The 15,635-nt window shown below is 36.2% G+C and carries 14 protein-coding genes and 1 pseudogene; 12 read left to right on the forward strand and 3 right to left on the reverse strand.

What is annotated here, in order from left to right; genetic code table 11:
• Positions 1–19 precede the first annotated feature (19 nt).
• A complete protein-coding gene (gene alsS, locus H1225_RS07295) occupies positions 20–1,699 on the forward strand; it encodes an acetolactate synthase AlsS (protein ID WP_006536537.1) in 1,680 nt (559 codons plus the stop codon).
• A gap of 232 nt (positions 1,700–1,931) precedes the next feature.
• Here alsS and H1225_RS07300 read toward each other — a convergent pair whose 3' ends face one another.
• The gene (locus H1225_RS07300) at positions 1,932–3,005 is read right to left on the reverse strand and encodes a hypothetical protein (RefSeq protein ID WP_109847376.1); all 1,074 of its coding nucleotides are present in this window, start codon (positions 3,003–3,005) and stop codon (positions 1,932–1,934) included.
• A gap of 456 nt (positions 3,006–3,461) precedes the next feature.
• On the opposite strand from H1225_RS07300, the gene H1225_RS07305 reads away from it, so the two are divergent.
• From H1225_RS07305 to lhgO, 10 genes and pseudogenes are all read left to right on the forward strand, one after another.
• Complete coding sequence (locus H1225_RS07305; RefSeq protein WP_006536534.1) at positions 3,462–3,887, forward strand: PPC domain-containing DNA-binding protein; 426 nt, start codon at positions 3,462–3,464, stop codon at positions 3,885–3,887.
• Positions 3,888–3,967: 80 nt separating this feature from the next.
• Complete coding sequence (locus tag H1225_RS07310) at positions 3,968–4,549, forward strand: ECF transporter S component (protein ID WP_239739611.1); 582 nt, start codon at positions 3,968–3,970, stop codon at positions 4,547–4,549.
• Positions 4,550–4,551: 2 nt separating this feature from the next.
• Positions 4,552–5,256: an energy-coupling factor transporter transmembrane component T gene (locus tag H1225_RS07315; RefSeq protein WP_109847374.1), complete on the forward strand. Its 705-nt coding sequence runs from the start codon at positions 4,552–4,554 to the stop codon at positions 5,254–5,256.
• Positions 5,247–6,089, forward strand: coding sequence for an energy-coupling factor ABC transporter ATP-binding protein (locus H1225_RS07320; protein WP_161724973.1), 843 nt, complete (start codon positions 5,247–5,249; stop codon positions 6,087–6,089). The genes H1225_RS07315 and H1225_RS07320 overlap by 10 nt, the downstream gene beginning before the upstream one ends.
• Positions 6,076–6,717, forward strand: a pseudogene (locus H1225_RS07325) (energy-coupling factor ABC transporter ATP-binding protein); the annotation flags it as partial. The gene H1225_RS07320 and the pseudogene H1225_RS07325, both read left to right, overlap by 14 nt.
• Before the next feature lie 248 nt (positions 6,718–6,965).
• Positions 6,966–7,478: a DedA family protein gene (locus tag H1225_RS07330; protein WP_006536526.1), complete on the forward strand. Its 513-nt coding sequence runs from the start codon at positions 6,966–6,968 to the stop codon at positions 7,476–7,478.
• Positions 7,479–7,867: 389 nt separating this feature from the next.
• A complete protein-coding gene (locus tag H1225_RS07335; protein ID WP_109847371.1) occupies positions 7,868–8,902 on the forward strand; it encodes a TAXI family TRAP transporter solute-binding subunit in 1,035 nt (344 codons plus the stop codon).
• Positions 8,903–8,914: 12 nt separating this feature from the next.
• Positions 8,915–10,882, forward strand: a complete 1,968-nt coding sequence (locus H1225_RS07340; RefSeq protein ID WP_072064049.1) for a TRAP transporter permease — start codon at positions 8,915–8,917, stop codon at positions 10,880–10,882.
• Positions 10,883–11,596, forward strand: coding sequence for a FadR/GntR family transcriptional regulator (locus tag H1225_RS07345; RefSeq protein ID WP_109400536.1), 714 nt, complete (start codon positions 10,883–10,885; stop codon positions 11,594–11,596).
• Between the two features lie 15 nt (positions 11,597–11,611).
• Positions 11,612–12,814, forward strand: coding sequence for an L-2-hydroxyglutarate oxidase (gene lhgO / locus H1225_RS07350; RefSeq protein ID WP_109400537.1), 1,203 nt, complete (start codon positions 11,612–11,614; stop codon positions 12,812–12,814).
• A 63-nt stretch (positions 12,815–12,877) separates the two neighbouring features.
• Here the strand turns inward: lhgO and H1225_RS07355 are convergent, their stop codons facing one another.
• Entirely contained in the window at positions 12,878–13,756 is an 879-nt protein-coding gene (locus H1225_RS07355; protein WP_109847426.1) for a LysR substrate-binding domain-containing protein, read from the reverse strand.
• A gap of 171 nt (positions 13,757–13,927) precedes the next feature.
• Here H1225_RS07355 and bla point away from each other — a divergent pair, with 171 nt between their 5' ends.
• A complete protein-coding gene (gene bla, locus H1225_RS07360) occupies positions 13,928–14,818 on the forward strand; it encodes a class A beta-lactamase (protein ID WP_109847369.1) in 891 nt (296 codons plus the stop codon).
• A gap of 205 nt (positions 14,819–15,023) precedes the next feature.
• Here the strand turns inward: bla and H1225_RS07365 are convergent, their stop codons facing one another.
• A complete protein-coding gene (locus H1225_RS07365; protein WP_023582027.1) occupies positions 15,024–15,488 on the reverse strand; it encodes an Lrp/AsnC family transcriptional regulator in 465 nt (154 codons plus the stop codon).
• Positions 15,489–15,635 lie beyond the last annotated feature (147 nt).

A 15,635-nucleotide genomic window follows, 5' to 3' on the forward strand; every position in this document is an offset into this window, starting at 1 on the left:
CAAAATTAAAGAAGGCTATATGAATACTCCTCATTGGAAATGTGGTGCAGATTTAGTTGTCAAACAATTAGAACAACATGGCATTAAACAAGTATTTGGTATTCCGGGTGCAAAAATAGATCGTGTATTTGATTCTCTTGTTGATTCAACTATTGAAACAGTGGTGGTCCGTCATGAAGCTAACGCTGCCTTTATGGCAGCCGCAGTTGGACGTTTAACAGGCAAAGCGGGAGTCGCTATCGCAACATCGGGACCTGGATGCTCTAATCTTGCGACAGGCATCGCCACAGCCACATCAGAAGGCGATCCATTAGTTGCATTGGGAGGAGCAGTAAAGTCCTCAGATAGATTAAAACTAGTTCATCAAAGCATGGATACCGTTACCATGTTTAATCCTATCACTAAATTCTGTGCAGAAATTGATTCTTCAAAATCTATTTCTGAAACCATGGCTAATGCCTTTCGCCATGCAGAATCAGGAAGACCAGGTTCGGCTTTTTTAACTTTTCCAATGGATATTTTAAATAATGAAGTTGATAGCCCAATATTAGTACCAAAATCAAAATCTAATATGGGGGGCGCTAATAATGATGCTATCCAAGAAGCCGTTAAATTACTGCTGAATGCTAAAAGCCCCGTTATTTTATTAGGACTACAAGTTAGTTACCCTGAAAATGCATTAGCATTACAATCACTACTCGATATTTGCCCGCTCCCGATTGTAGGCACTTATCAATCAGCAGGTGCGATCGCTCAACGCCATTTTCCTTTGTTTGCTGGCCGTATTGGCTTATTTAATAATCAACCGGGTGATGAGTTATTATCTCATGCCGATTTAGTGATTACTTTGGGTTATAGTCCTATAGAATATGAACCGTCATTATGGAATCACAATAATGCCAATATTATTCATATAGACGAGATCCCTGCTGAAATTGATTTAGCTTACTGTCCTGATTTAGAATTAACAGGTAATATCAAATTAACAATTAATAATTTAACTCAGTATTTTGCTAAACAATCTACATCTCAAATTACACTCTCAAATAATACTCGTCAGATTTTAGAGAAAATTCGTCACCAAAGAGAAATTTTACAACAAAATAGTTATTTTCGACATGGTTCCCCTATTCACCCTTTAACCATCATCCATGAGATGCAAAATATTATTGATAACGATGTAACACTCTGTATTGATATGGGAAGTTTTCATATATGGCTTGCACGTTATCTTTATAGCTTTAGAGCAAGACAAATGTTAATTTCTAATGGACAACAAACTATGGGAGTTGCATTACCTTGGGGAATTGGTGCTTCTTTTGTTCGACCTTCTGATAAAATTATTTCTGTTTCTGGTGATGGTGGCTTTATGCAATCGTCCATGGAATTAGAAACTGCGGTTCGTTTAAATACAAATATCTTGCATATTATCTGGGTAGATAACGCTTATAATATGGTAGAAATGCAAGAGCAAGAAAAATATGGTCGTTATTCTGGCGTAAAATTTGGTGCAATTGATTTTAAACGTTATGCTGAATCCTTCGGAGCTAAAGGATTTTCTGTTGAATGTGCTTCTCAATTACGTACCGTCTTGCATGAAGCAATGACTGTTAATGGCCCTGCTGTTCTTGCTATTCCCGTCGATTACTGTGATAACGCTAAATTAATGGAACATATAAATTATAATTTGATTATTTAGCATGATACAGAACTAATCACAAAGAAGCTACCAAGAAGAATTAAATCAAAACACAAAGCCCACTACAAATGAGCTTTGTGTTTTTTAAACGAAAACGTCTCATATTGGGCTTCCAAGCCATATTCTCAATTTAAAAATATTTTTTATTTAAATCGTGTCCAATATATTGTTATATGTCGATTAAACATTATATCTACTTCTAAGTTTAATAACCGTAATAACTTATCTAACTTTACTTTTTGTGGAGTGCATTATAACTATCTTTAAACATCTCAAAGTCTTTATTAAATAAGTCATAATAATTAGTTTGTTCAATAAGTTTTCTTTTACCTTTGATATAAAGAGAAAACTTACTCCAACTTGCATTCATCCCTATCTCATCAGGAAATAACATATTTACTAGGTCTTCATGGCTAACAACTATCGTTTTATCACCACTTACAATAATATAATTTTTATTTTTCTTATCGCTCCAGTCAACTGTTTTATTATTCCAAAGATTTTCTTCTTTAGCAAAGTCTTTTATTTCTTCTATTTCAAGATAACTATTGTATAAAGACCTTCCTTTTTCCTGAATAGCTAAGTCATCATGATAAACAGTCAATGCCATCAATTTAATAAAACATCCATTTTTTTTCATCATGTATTCTTTGACTTTTTCATTATCAAGCTCACTGATTAGATCTAAATTAAAGGATAAAATACCAGAAGAGAGCTTATCAGAATACATGTTAACCTTCTCTTTTAAATACTTAGTATTTAATAAATTTTCAGCAAAATCTTTAATAACACCATCTTCTAAATAATATTTCTTAGACGTTATATTATCAATTATTGAATCAATAGGAAATGATTCCAACTTCACCTCACCACTATTATTTATTGATTCTATAATCTGTTTTACAAGTTTTATTTTTATTTCTTTGTATTTATCATCTATTGTATTTATTGTGTTTAATTTATTTAATGTATTACCACTTAACTTTCCGTTTAAGAGATAAGCACTTTCAGTTTTATTAAAAGATTTCGTTTTAGAATTAAGTTCGACACCATCGAGATTTTCATTTGTAAAATTAACATTACTTAGATTAGAAGCTAAAAAATCAAATTTAATATCTTTAAACTTTTCATTTTCAAAATCTTTATTTCTATTACTCAATGTGATGTCCTTATTTTTTATTTCACAACTTAGTAAGTTACCTGGGAGAGAAGTATTATTTAAAGATAGATTGTTATGTGTCAAATCAGGCGCAGATAATGCTCTATTAGATAAATATGATTTTAAATTTTGCAATACGTTAATCATGATGCTCCCCTATGTAATTATATCGAAATAGATTAAATAGTTTTAATCTGTTTTATATTCATGTCATAAACACTATAAAAATCATTAATCAAATACGCTATAATAAAAGGAACAACATTAAGATTTAAAAATATTATAAAATCATTGTCGTTTATAGTTACCACACTAACCATCTGCTTATCAACAGAACAGGTAGCAAATCCACTTTGCCAAAATTCCGTACAATACAATAGTAAATATGAAATGTTGGAATGCTACAGCTTTAGTCAGTAATACTGGTAACGATTATAAAGAGTAATACTGCAAAATCGAGTTTAAAGATAAATTAGGTTATATGCCCTTTTCTATCTTATAAACAGAATAAATTGTATTTACTCTTATCTCGCCTAATAATAACAACCTTTAGAATTAGCTAACTTCACTAATGCGGTGTAATTAATCATAAGGTAAATCATCATGTCTCAAACACAGTGTCCCTCTTCTCATGTCCGCTTTATTGCGGTTCGCCTTATTCCAGGTGAAGATGTGATTGTGGCATTACGACAGATAATCGCCGATAATCAACTGCAATCGTCTTACATTGCAGGTTGTGTAGGTAGCCTAACCGATGTTGCATTGCGTTTTGCAGGACGCGAAGAAAATCGCTATCTTACTGGTAAATTCGAAGTTGTCTCACTGATTGGCACATTAGATGCCACCGGCGAGCACCTTCATTTAGCCGTATCAGATGAAAATGGAATTATGTGTGGTGGACATATGATGCCAGGTTGTACAGTGCGCACGACGCTAGAGCTCGTTATTGGTGAGTTAGAGCAAGTGACTTTTAGCCGTCAGCCTTGTGAATACTCTGGTTATGAGGAGTTGGTCATCACACCGCGTTAATCGTCTTTTTTGCAGAGAACCTTATTGACGCAAAATAATAAAACCAATAATAACTATCCTTTGTAAAGGCTTTTTAAACTATGTCTACAACTCCTCAAATTTCGAGCCGCACTCTTGTGCTCATTGTCGTTTCTATTGCAATAAATATGATCGGTGGTCAAATCACCTCAATGGTCAAACTTCCTATCTTTTTAGACTCTATCGGTACACTTATTTGTGCCTTATTAGGTGGCCCATGGGTTGCATTATTTACTGGATTATTAACCAACTTATTATGGGGATTAATTAGTGGTCCAATAGCGGCTGCATTTGCACCCGTTGCCATGATGATAGGATTAAGTGCAGGTTTATTAGCGCGTGCAGGCGGTTTTCGTTCATTAATTCGAGTTATTGGCTCAGACACTATTATTACTTTAGCGTTAATGATCGTTGCCGTTCCAATTCGTACTTATTTATTTGGTGGTGCCACAGGCAGTGGTGCAGATTTCTTTGTCGCTTATTTCCATGCGGTTGGTGAAGGGCTGATTGAATCCGTTGCAATCACTGTATTAGGTGCCAATCTCGCCGATAAAATATTATCAGCGATTATTGCTTGGTTATTAGTACGTCAATTACCTCAAAGAACACAACGTAATTTTCCTGCAATGGCTAAGGTTCGCTAATAATGCATCCCTTTACCTCACTGGCATTATGGCTTTGGCTAAGTGCTAGTGTGCTTTTCTTATCATTAAGCTTACCACTGTTGATTATCAGCAGTGGTACTTTTATTGGCTTATTACTTTGGAAAGCCTCTCGCTGGCGTTGGCGTCTTATTGCATGGCTGATGATCCCCATGGCGATAGGTTTATGGTTAGTTCATAGCGGTTGGCTTGCTTATTGGTTAACAGGTGGCATTTTAGATACCAGTAAACAAACCATGGCAATAACGCTATGGCTAAGATTATTAGCAATAATAAGTGGTGCTCAATTGTGGTTGCAGTACACTACAACTGAACAATTTATTAGAGCCTTATTTGCTAGCCGCCTACCTATAAGCCTTTCCTATTTATTTGCAGGTCCTTTGTTACTTGTAGAACAGCTACGCCAACAATTACACAATATAAGAGAAGCACAATTAGCACGAGGTGTACCTCTTGATGGTTCATTTTGGCAACGCCTAATAACATTACCTGCCATTATCCTACCACTGATTAGTCATGTATTAAGTGATTTGACTATTCGTAGTGCTGCATTAGATATGCGAGGATTTCGTATTATTGCAAAACGTACCACGCTTTCTCCTCCTGTCGATACACCACTACAAGAGATGTTACGCTATTTTATTTTACTGCTTATCTTTGTTGAAGGAGTTATTTGGCTATGGTATTAAATCTTCAGCAATTTAGTTTTACCCCCAAAGGCGACGAAAAACCTATTCTTGGCCCTATTGATCTGCAACTAAAACAAGGGGAATGGCTTGTTGTTTTGGGAGGAAATGGCAGTGGAAAAAGTCTTCTTGCCCAGCTATTAGCAGGTTGGTATCCCGATTTATTAACAGGCTCTGTACAAGGCTTGGGTATTGTACAAAACATTGCTCTAGATAAGGGTCGGTTAGTATCACTCGCCCCAGGAAGACAACTTGTTCAACAATCCCCTCAATTACAACTTTCAGGTTGTGCTTTTACAGTAGAGCAAGAGATTGCTTTTGGCCCTGAAAATTTAGGGCTAAGTGATAATGAAGTTCGATTTCGTGTAAAAGAAGCAATGAAGTTAACACAATGTGACAACCTTCGTTTTCGCCCGCCTTCTACTCTTTCTGGTGGAGAGGCACAGCGTGTTGTGATTGCAAGCGCTCTTGCTATGCACCCCAAATTATTATTACTTGATGAAGCATTTAGTCGTTTAACACCTAATGCAACACAACAATTGCAACAACGCATTAAACAGTATGCACAAGAGCACAAATGTAGTGTGATTATTTTTGAACGTAACTTATTGCCAGCAATAACACTAAGTGAACAATTTTTATTATTAGAAGCCGGAAAAACAAAAGTTGCAGGCGCCTTAGAAGATATTTTTCCTTTTTTATTTACAACAATTAATGCACCTGATGCTTGGCTAGCTTTAAATTGGTTAATTGAAAATCATCATTGGAATAAAAATATTGTAAATAACGATAAAGCTTTACTTAAGGCTTTTAAGGAATTTTATGTTACAGCTTGATAGAGTAACTTATCGTTGGAGTGAAGATGTTCCACCTTGTATTTCTCAATTATCTTTAACGTTAAATCAAGGTGAATGGATAACACTCGTTGGTGATAATGGTGCGGGTAAATCAACCTTATTACGTTTAATTGCAGGATTGTTAACGCCAAATGAAGGTGAAGTAACACTCAACCATCAGTCATTATCTCAAATGAAAGCTGAGCAACGTGCTCAATATATTGGTGTATTATTCCAAGAACCTGAACGACAAATATTTCATAATACAGTAGAAAAAGAAGTCTCTTTTGGCCTAAAGCAACGCAAGTTTTCTAAAGAAGAGATTAAAAAACGTTTAGATGAAACATTGATGCTTTGCGGTTTAAGTGATGTTGCTGATGTTCATCCTTTAGATTTACACGCAGGTCAACGCAGAATGGTTGCTGTCGCTAGTTTGAGTATTTTATCTCCTCAAATATTACTGCTTGATGAACCGACTCGCGATTTCGATGCATATTGGCTAACATGCTTTGAGAACTGGCTTCAGGTACAAAAAACATTAGGCACATCTGTTCTTGCTATAAGCCATGATCTTGATTTTACGGCGCGTCATTTTCAGCGGATTATCCATTTATCTTCAGGAAAACTAATTGCTGATGGCACCCCTGAAAGCGTATTAATGAGTTCAACACTGCAATCCCTTTCAGATATACCTGCACCTACGCTATACTCATTAAGCCAAAAGTTAAAATTACCGATTAAAAATTCTCCCATTGAATGGGCTACAATGCTAGTTGAAATGAATAAAAATCGTCAAATTAACGCATAATACTCTTAAGGTTTATTTATCTATTATTAGTCTTCGTTGTTGTTTATTTTCTTGTTGGAGACAATAAAATGGAACTTATTCACTCTCTATTAAATTCATTGGGTCATTTATCTCCTATTACACTTTTTCTTTCCATTATATTAATCACAGCAGGAAAATCGACTATTGGTATTTCTTCATTCTTGCCTCCTGCATCTTTAATGTTAATCTTTATTTTCAGTGCCTGCTTACCTTTTTATTCACCCGTTTTTCTTTGGTTAGCAACCAGTTGTGGCGCACTTTTAGGCTCAATTATTAGTTATGAATTAGGTCGTTCTATTTATCGATTTCCTCGACTTAAAGCATGGGTTAAGCGTTATCAGGCAAAAATTAATCGTGTTCAGCAACTACTGAAAAATAAAACTCACTACATTTTATTTATTTCTCGATTCCTTGCAGTATTTCGTTATTTAACCCCTTTCAGTGCCGGTTTGCTAAAACTACCTACATACGGTATTTACATTACCAGTGCTATTTCTGCATTAATTTGGTCAGCGATGTTTGTGCTGATTGCGACAGGTGTACTTTCCATTGCGCTATAAGGTCTGTAATTATTACTAAACTTTACTTATTTTCTTAACACTAAAATAGCCTATTTTTCTCCTTTCTTTATCAGATGATTTAACGATTTTCTGATCCGTCTATTTTTTCATTTTATTTTTTATTATCGATTAATAGGCTATTTTTTAGCTAATTTTATCGTTTCGCTAGCAAGTTATTAATATTTTCTTTTGTGTTTTATGATTATCACCATAATTATGATTAAAAATTGCATAATTACTATATTGATCACAAAGTGTTATTTTTTTGTTTCAATTTAATTAACCTACCTCACAATTTCTTAACGTTCCTTATTTCTATAAAAGTTGTCATGTTGTATACAAGTTGGTGTGAAACATTCACCTGCGTTTTTATGTACAGGAACAACATCATGAGAATAAGAAAAACAAAGCTTGCCATCGGTATTGTTGCTGTTATTGCTGTTGTCTCATTAGCAGTAATCGGCAAAAAAGAGAATGCGAATAAACAATTTCTCTCTGTAGCAACCGCTTCAACAGGAGGAACGTATTATCCGATGGGAGTGGGTTTAGCAAACGTATGGAGTACACATCTTAAGGATAGAGGTGTTCAAGTCACAGGACAATCTTCTGCAGGCTCAATAGAAAATATCTATTTAATGCAGAAAAATGAAGCTCAACTTTCAATACTACAAAGCCTTTTAGCCGTAGAAGCTTATGAAGGCGTGCGTAATTTTGAAGGCAAACCAGAAAAAGATCTGCGCTCAATTTCTATGCTATGGCCTAATGTTGAACACTTTGTTTTAATGGATAACAAAGTAAAAACTGGCACGTTAGACGATATTCGCGCGACTAGCTTTTCTGTAGGCCCTCAAGCTAGTGGTACTGAACAATCCACGATTATTATTCTTCAAGGCGTTAATTTAACTAAAAAAGATATTACCCCTGAATATCTGGGATATGGCGATACCGTTTCTGCCATGCGAGATGGTCGCCTTGATGGAGGTGCATTACCTGCTGGAGTGCCCGCTTCTGCGGTAACTGATATGTACGCAAGTGGTGTCAGTGCAAAATTACTCGAAGTCACAGATAAGCAACTTGATGATATCAATCATGTGGCGAATTCATGGTTCCGTTTTGAAATCCCCGCCAATACCTACCCTCGTCAAACTGAAATGGTTAATACGATTGCTCAACCTAATATCTTAATGACCACAACCAGTATTGATGACGAACTGGTTTATGAGTTGACAAAAACCATGTTTGAGAACCTTCCTGAGGTTCACCAAGTTCATAGTGCAGCTAAGTACATCACCACAGAAAATGCATTAAAAGGTGTTTCTGTACCATTACATCTAGGGGCTTACCGCTACTACAAAGAAATCGGGTTAGAGATCCCTGATTACCTTATTCCACCAGAAGCTCAAACGCAGACTAATAATAAATAACAGGAGTGAGTTATGACTAACAATGACCACCTAACTCCGGTAGAGCCACCTGCATTAGATAAAGAAGCAAGCTCCGGCAATCGCCAACTTGCAGGTATTTACCTGAAAATTACCACGACTCTTGCAATATTAATTTCGCTTTACGCTATTTATTCCAACGCATTATCAAATACTCAAGAATTTTACCGTAATACGATTTTTCTTAGCGGTATTTTAATTTTAGGCTTTATTTTGTTTCCATTTTCCAAGCGTTTTTCAACGCCTAAATTTAATGGATGGGATTATCTTTTTATTGCTTTAACATTAATCAGTTATGGCTACTTTTTCTTTAATTACGTTGATCTTCACGTTGTGAGAAAAAGCATTCCAAATACTACCGATTATGTCATGGCTATATTAGGAATTATTGTACTGTTTGAAGCAGCAAGAAGAACTACTGGGTATTTCATTCCAGGACTTGCAACTTTTGCCATTATCTATGCTTTATTTGGTCAGTATTTTATGGGTATTTTCGGTCATGCAGGATTTTCTGTAGAAAGATTGTTATACCGTTTATTTATGACCAGTGAAGGGATTTTTGGTATTACACTTTCAACGGCCTCCACCGCTATTGTGGTCTTTATTCTCTTTGGTTCATTCTTGAGTGTCAGTGGTGCTACTGCTTTATTTAATGATTTAGCATTGGCTATGGCTGGTCGTCGTCGTGGAGGGCCTGCCCAAGTTGCCGTTATTTCATCCGCATTAACCGGTTCATTAAGTGGTAGTGCTGTCGCCAACGTCGCAACAACGGGTACTTTTACCATTCCTTTAATGAAAAACATTGGATTAACGCCTCGTTTTGCCGGTGCCGTAGAAGCGACAGCATCAACAGGCGGTATGATAATGCCACCTATTATGGGGGCTGCTGCATTTATTATGGCGGGATTTTTAGGTATTTCTTATACCACCATTGTTATTGCAGCAATTATTCCAGCCTTGTTGTATTACGCAGCCTTAATTATGGCCATTGATATTGAAGCTAAAAAACAAGGATTAAAAGGTTTAAGTAAAGAGAATATTCCACAAGTTAAAGCCGTATTGAAAGCGCGAGGTTTATTATTACTACCTTTAATTATTGTTATTGGCACCTTATTAGTGGGGAAAACACCTATTTATGCCGGTTTCTTAGGTATTCTAACCATTATTGTTGCAAGTTGGATAACGCCTGATAAATCAGTCCGTATGACATTAACTAAAGTGGCTGACGCCTTAGCTGAAGCAGCTCGTGGTTCTGTTCAAGTGACTGTTGCTTGTGCGGCCATTGGCGTCATTATCTGTGTTGTTACGATGACAGGTATTGGTGCAACACTCGCCTTTAATATTGTTTCAATGACGGATAACACCTTATGGATGATCTTGTTAGTCGTTATGCTGGTGTGTATCGTATTAAGTATGGGCTTGCCTTCAACAGCGTTATATATTGTCGTAGCAGTTACAGTGTCACCTATTTTAATTAAAGCGGGTGTAATGCCTTTAGCGGCTCACTTCTTTGTTTTCTGGTTTGGTGCTTTATCCAATATTACCCCACCAGTAGCATTAGCAAGTTATACCGCAGCGAGTATTGCAAGAGCTGATCCAATGCAAACATCATGGGATGCGGTTCGCTTAGCACTTCCCGGTTTTATTATTCCGTTTATTTTAGTCTATAACCCAGCTTTACTGATGCAAGGTGATAATTTAGGTGTACTTTCCATTGGATTAATGATTATTACTGCATTAGTCGGAATTTATGCACTCAGTATCGCAACAGCAAACTTTTGGATGATTAAAACAACGTGGTTTGAGCGTATTGCATTTGCAGCAGCGGCAATTCTAATGATTAAACCAGGCTTATATACCGACCTTTTAGGTGTCGCCTTGATCCTATTAACCGGTACATTCCATTTATTACGGTCTAAAAAACAGTTAACCAATATGGGGCATGTATCTGGAGAAAACTAGATGATACAAAAGATCTCACGCCAAAAAGCGTCGCATCAAATTCTTGAGCAGATAAAGCAAAATATTAGCAACGGAACTTACCCTATTGGTGAAAAGTTACCTTCTGAAAATGTACTTGCTGACGCCTTTGGCGTCAGTCGAGTCCCTATCAGAGAAGCATTAGGTGTCTTAGAAGCGAGTGGAATTATTACCTCTCGTCAAGGTGGAGGACGACGTGTTATAGACCATTCTATCTTGAGTAAATATGAACCTATTGTAATGGAAATTGCACGTCCTCAAGAGATAGATTCTTTGCTTGAAATGCGTGAGGTCATTGAACATGAAGCGGCAGCTATTGCCGCTTTACGTCGGACACCTGAAGAATTACTTACTATTGAAAACGCGCATCAAGCCTTTATTTTGGCAACTAAGCAAAATAAAAACATTGGTCATGAAGAAGATTATCAATTTCATCGATCTATTATGGTCGCTTCCCATAATCCTTTTTTTGTTCGGATTTTAGATAACATGCATGAGCTTTATCTTGGGGTATTAATGTATTCATTAAGCCAAAATAAAGGTCGAGAAATGGAAACAGAACGTGTTATTGCAGAACATGAAGCAATTGTTGAATCTATACGCCAACAAGATCACGATGAAACAAGCCATAGAATGCGTCTTCATTTAACCAACGTACGTGGCAAATTAAAGCGTTTACAACAAAAAATCAGTTAATTCACTCTTTGTAAAATGGATAATATTATGACTTATGACGTTATTATCATCGGTGCAGGATTAGTCGGATTAGGCGTTGCCAGTGCATTACAAGAAAGCCAACCTGAACTTAAATTACTGGTGATTGATAAAGAATCAGGCCCTGCTGTTCACCAAAGTGGGCATAACAGTAATGTTGTTCATTCAGGTATTTATTACACACCAGGAAGCCTTAAAGCAAGGTTAGCAAAACAAGGCAATATTACGACATATGCGTTTTGCCAACAACATAATCTCTATTATGACCGTTGTGGCAAAGTTATTGTTGCTACCAATGAAGCAGAGTTAAAAGCATTAGAAAATATCTATCAACGTGGTATCGAAAACGGGCTTGAAGTGATCAAAATGACGGAAGCTGAGCTTAAAGTCAGAGAGCCTTATGTCAATGGTATTGCAGCTCTATTAGTTCCGGATGCAGGTATTGTGAATTACCCTGAAATTGCGGCGAAACATGTTGAAATTATTCAATCACGAGGTGGGAAATTTGCGTTTGGACAAGCGGTTACAGCCATTAATGAAAACGATGATACTGTCACCATCACAACATCCAATAATCAATTTACAAGCAAATGGTTGATTAATTGCGCCGGTTTATTTAGCGATCGTATTGCTAAAATGGCCGGCTATGACACAGGTATGAAAATAGTCCCATTCCGTGGTGAATATTTTATGCTTAATACTAATAAAAACTACTTAGTAAACCATCTTATCTATCCCGTTCCTAACCCTGATTTTCCCTTCTTAGGTGTACATTTTACGCGCATGTATAACGGACATCGCGATGTTGGGCCTAATGCAGTATTGGCATTTAAACGTGAAGGCTATAAAAAAAGCGATATTAACTTAAAAGATCTTGCTGAAGTGCTCACTTATAAAGGATTTTGGAAAATTGCTGGAAATTATTTAGGTGAAGGAATGGCGGAGCTTCGCCGCTCATATTCACGAAAACTATTTACGGCAAATGCACAAAAACTCATTCCTGATTTACGTGAAGCAGATATTCATCCTGGTCCTGCGGGAGTTCGAGCTCAAGCATTAACTCGCGAAGGGAAATTAGTAGATGATTTCCATTTTGTGAAAGGTAAACGTTCATTACATGTGTGTAATGCCCCATCACCTGCTGCAACAGCGTCTATTGAGATAGGACGAGAAATAGTAAAAGAGCATTTTTCTTTGTAATTGAAAGACGATACTGCGAGTAAAAATAATAAATAGCACTGAAACTCATCAGTGCTTTTTATATCACTCACAACACTCTTTTAGTGCTTCATTTATTAGCCACTGCTGAAATATTTCCATTGAGGCGGTCATTGGTTTTGACTTTAAATACGTTAACCAATACTTACCCATTTCAACTTCTATTTTAAAGGGCTGTACTAACTGTCCATTCTTAATTTCTCTTGAAAACATTTTTGCTGGAGCTAATGCAACTCCCCCTTCATAAATTGCACTTTCAATCATTAAACGTGAGGAGTCAAAAATAGAACCCGTTATTTTTATCGGTGATATTTCTGCTTTTTCAAACCATTTTAACCACTCATCTTCTCGATATGAGCGATATAAATTTTCATTTATTAAGTCAGTTGGATAATGTAGTCGTTTTGCTGTTGTTGGTGAGCACAAGACCGTTAATGGTGCAGAGAATAAGGCTTTATTATGAGTTAAAGGCCATAACCCTTCACCAAATCGAATAGCAAAATCCAATCCTTCGGTAGCTAAATTAACCACATTATTATTGGTTCTCAAATTTACTTCTATTCTTGGATAGAGTTGCCTGAATTCAGCCAATCTGGGTAATAACCATCCCACAGCGAATGTGCCGACAGCCGCAATGGAAACCACATCTCGATATTCACCACATTCAAATTGTTTAAATACACGCTCAATATCACTAAAAGCTGTTGTTAATACTGAAAATAAGATCTGCGCGTCATCCGTCATTTCTAAGCCTCGAGGTAGTCGCTTAAAAAGAGTAACACCAAGTCGATCTTCTAACATCCTCACTTGTTGGCTAACAGCCCCTTGAGTGACATACAGTTCTAATGCCGCTTTGGTAAAATTAAGATGTCTTGCTGAAGCTTCAAATGCACGTAATGCATTTAGGGGGAGATGAGTTCGCATAGTACGTTTAGCCATTAGATTTTCTATAAGCTAAGGTGATTTATTATCGATTGTCAATAAATCAATTAAATAGGATATTGCACCGTATAAATAAACGGCTCTATATCTACGCAATAACTGTCTATTTATATTGATATTTTCTTCATTAAATTAATATGAGCAACAATAACTATGTTTAAAAAAACATTTCGCCAAACTGCTGCGATCGCAGTTTCATTAATATCTCTATTGGCATCCGCCACTCTATGGGCTAACACCAATAATACAATTGAAGCGCAATTAAGTGAGCTTGAAAAATACAATCAAGGTCGTTTAGGAGTGGCTTTAATCAACACGGAAGATAACTCACAAATAACATACCGTGGTGAAGAACGTTTTGCGATGGCAAGTACAAGTAAAGTTATGGCTGTTGCGGCTGTTTTAAAAGAGAGTGAAAAACAAGCGGGATTATTAGATAAGAACATTGCGATTAAAAAATCTGACTTGGTTGCTTACAGTCCTATTACAGAAAAGCATTTAGTAACAGGAATGTCTTTAGCTCAATTAAGTGCAGCCACCTTGCAATATAGTGATAATACGGCAATGAATAAAATTCTAGATTATTTAGGAGGACCTTCCAGCGTTACTCAATTTGCACGTTCAATTAATGATGTAACTTATCGCCTAGATCGCAAAGAGCCTGAATTAAATACAGCCATTCATGGTGATCCTCGTGATACCACCTCTCCAATTGCGATGGCTAAAAGCCTTCAAGCATTAACATTAGGTGACGCATTAGGTCAATCTCAACGCCAACAACTTGTTACTTGGTTAAAAGGTAATACAACAGGTGATCACAGTATTAAAGCGGGTTTACCAAAACACTGGATTGTTGGCGATAAAACCGGTAGTGGTGATTATGGTACAACTAACGATATTGCCGTTATTTGGCCAGAAAACCATGCACCATTAATTTTAGTCGTTTATTTTACACAACAAGAAAAAGATGCAAAATACCGTAAAGATATTATTGCTAAAGCTACTGAAATTGTCACAAAAGAGTTTGCCAATTCATCTCAATAAAAATAAATTTCTTTATTGATAATCTAAACAAGAAATTAAATATAATAAAGCTATTTATTAGCTCCATTATTAAAGCGGGATTATTTAACTTATAGTTACAAAAAGTAGTTATAAAAAAGCCTCAGTTCAATTTTGAACTAGAGGCTTTCTCTACTCACATATTATGTGATGATTAAAAATCAACTAAATCTAGATGATTAGAAAATTAAAGTGGTAAAGCAAAACTCACTTTTACCGTTTCCATTGGTACTTCTGTTTTTATACTTTGGATGCTTGGAATTTGCGTTAAATAATCGGCATGAAAGCGACGATATGTTGCTAAATCTTTCGTCACTATTCGAATAAGAGCATCGCATTCACCCGCCATTAAATGGCACTCAACCACTTCAGGTAATACTTTGATCGCCTTTACAAATTCTTCAATAGTTTCAGCATCTTGTGCTCTAAACCAAATTCTTGCAAATAAAGATAATCCCGCATCAACCTTACTACCATCTAATACAGCAACATAACGAGTGATCACACCCGATTCTTCAAGTAAACGCACACGACGAAGACAAGGAGAAGGTGAGAGTCCAACCTCTTTTGCTAGCTCAATGTTCTGGATTTTGCCATCACGCTGAAGCACCTGCAAAATATGTTTATCTATTTTATCTAATTTTATTGACATCAAAGATTAACCTTAATTCTATTTGTGGAATTTTATTGCCAATTAATTCTTTTTGTTAGCAACAAAGCAACCCGATTTTTTCGAAAACATCATATAATCTTTCCGCTAAATTTCACAGCAAAAACGATCTTTCTCTTAAACTATCTC

This window comes from Proteus penneri (assembly GCF_022369495.1).
Lineage (GTDB): Bacteria > Pseudomonadota > Gammaproteobacteria > Enterobacterales > Enterobacteriaceae > Proteus > Proteus penneri.

Coding starts and splice junctions, on each gene's coding strand:
- H1225_RS07305 (WP_006536534.1), top strand. CDS start 3,462: ATGTCTCAAACACAGTGTCCCTCTTCTCATGTCCGCTTTATTGCGGTT.
- H1225_RS07335 (WP_109847371.1), top strand. CDS start 7,868: ATGAGAATAAGAAAAACAAAGCTTGCCATCGGTATTGTTGCTGTTATT.
- H1225_RS07330 (WP_006536526.1), top strand. CDS start 6,966: ATGGAACTTATTCACTCTCTATTAAATTCATTGGGTCATTTATCTCCT.
- H1225_RS07300 (WP_109847376.1), bottom strand. CDS start 3,005: ATGATTAACGTATTGCAAAATTTAAAATCATATTTATCTAATAGAGCA.
- H1225_RS07315 (WP_109847374.1), top strand. CDS start 4,552: ATGCATCCCTTTACCTCACTGGCATTATGGCTTTGGCTAAGTGCTAGT.
- H1225_RS07345 (WP_109400536.1), top strand. CDS start 10,883: ATGATACAAAAGATCTCACGCCAAAAAGCGTCGCATCAAATTCTTGAG.
- H1225_RS07365 (WP_023582027.1), bottom strand. CDS start 15,488: ATGTCAATAAAATTAGATAAAATAGATAAACATATTTTGCAGGTGCTT.
- alsS (WP_006536537.1), top strand. CDS start 20: ATGAATACTCCTCATTGGAAATGTGGTGCAGATTTAGTTGTCAAACAA.
- bla (WP_109847369.1), top strand. CDS start 13,928: ATGTTTAAAAAAACATTTCGCCAAACTGCTGCGATCGCAGTTTCATTA.
- H1225_RS07320 (WP_161724973.1), top strand. CDS start 5,247: ATGGTATTAAATCTTCAGCAATTTAGTTTTACCCCCAAAGGCGACGAA.
- H1225_RS07355 (WP_109847426.1), bottom strand. CDS start 13,756: ATGCGAACTCATCTCCCCCTAAATGCATTACGTGCATTTGAAGCTTCA.
- lhgO (WP_109400537.1), top strand. CDS start 11,612: ATGGATAATATTATGACTTATGACGTTATTATCATCGGTGCAGGATTA.
- H1225_RS07310 (WP_239739611.1), top strand. CDS start 3,968: ATGTCTACAACTCCTCAAATTTCGAGCCGCACTCTTGTGCTCATTGTC.
- H1225_RS07340 (WP_072064049.1), top strand. CDS start 8,915: ATGACTAACAATGACCACCTAACTCCGGTAGAGCCACCTGCATTAGAT.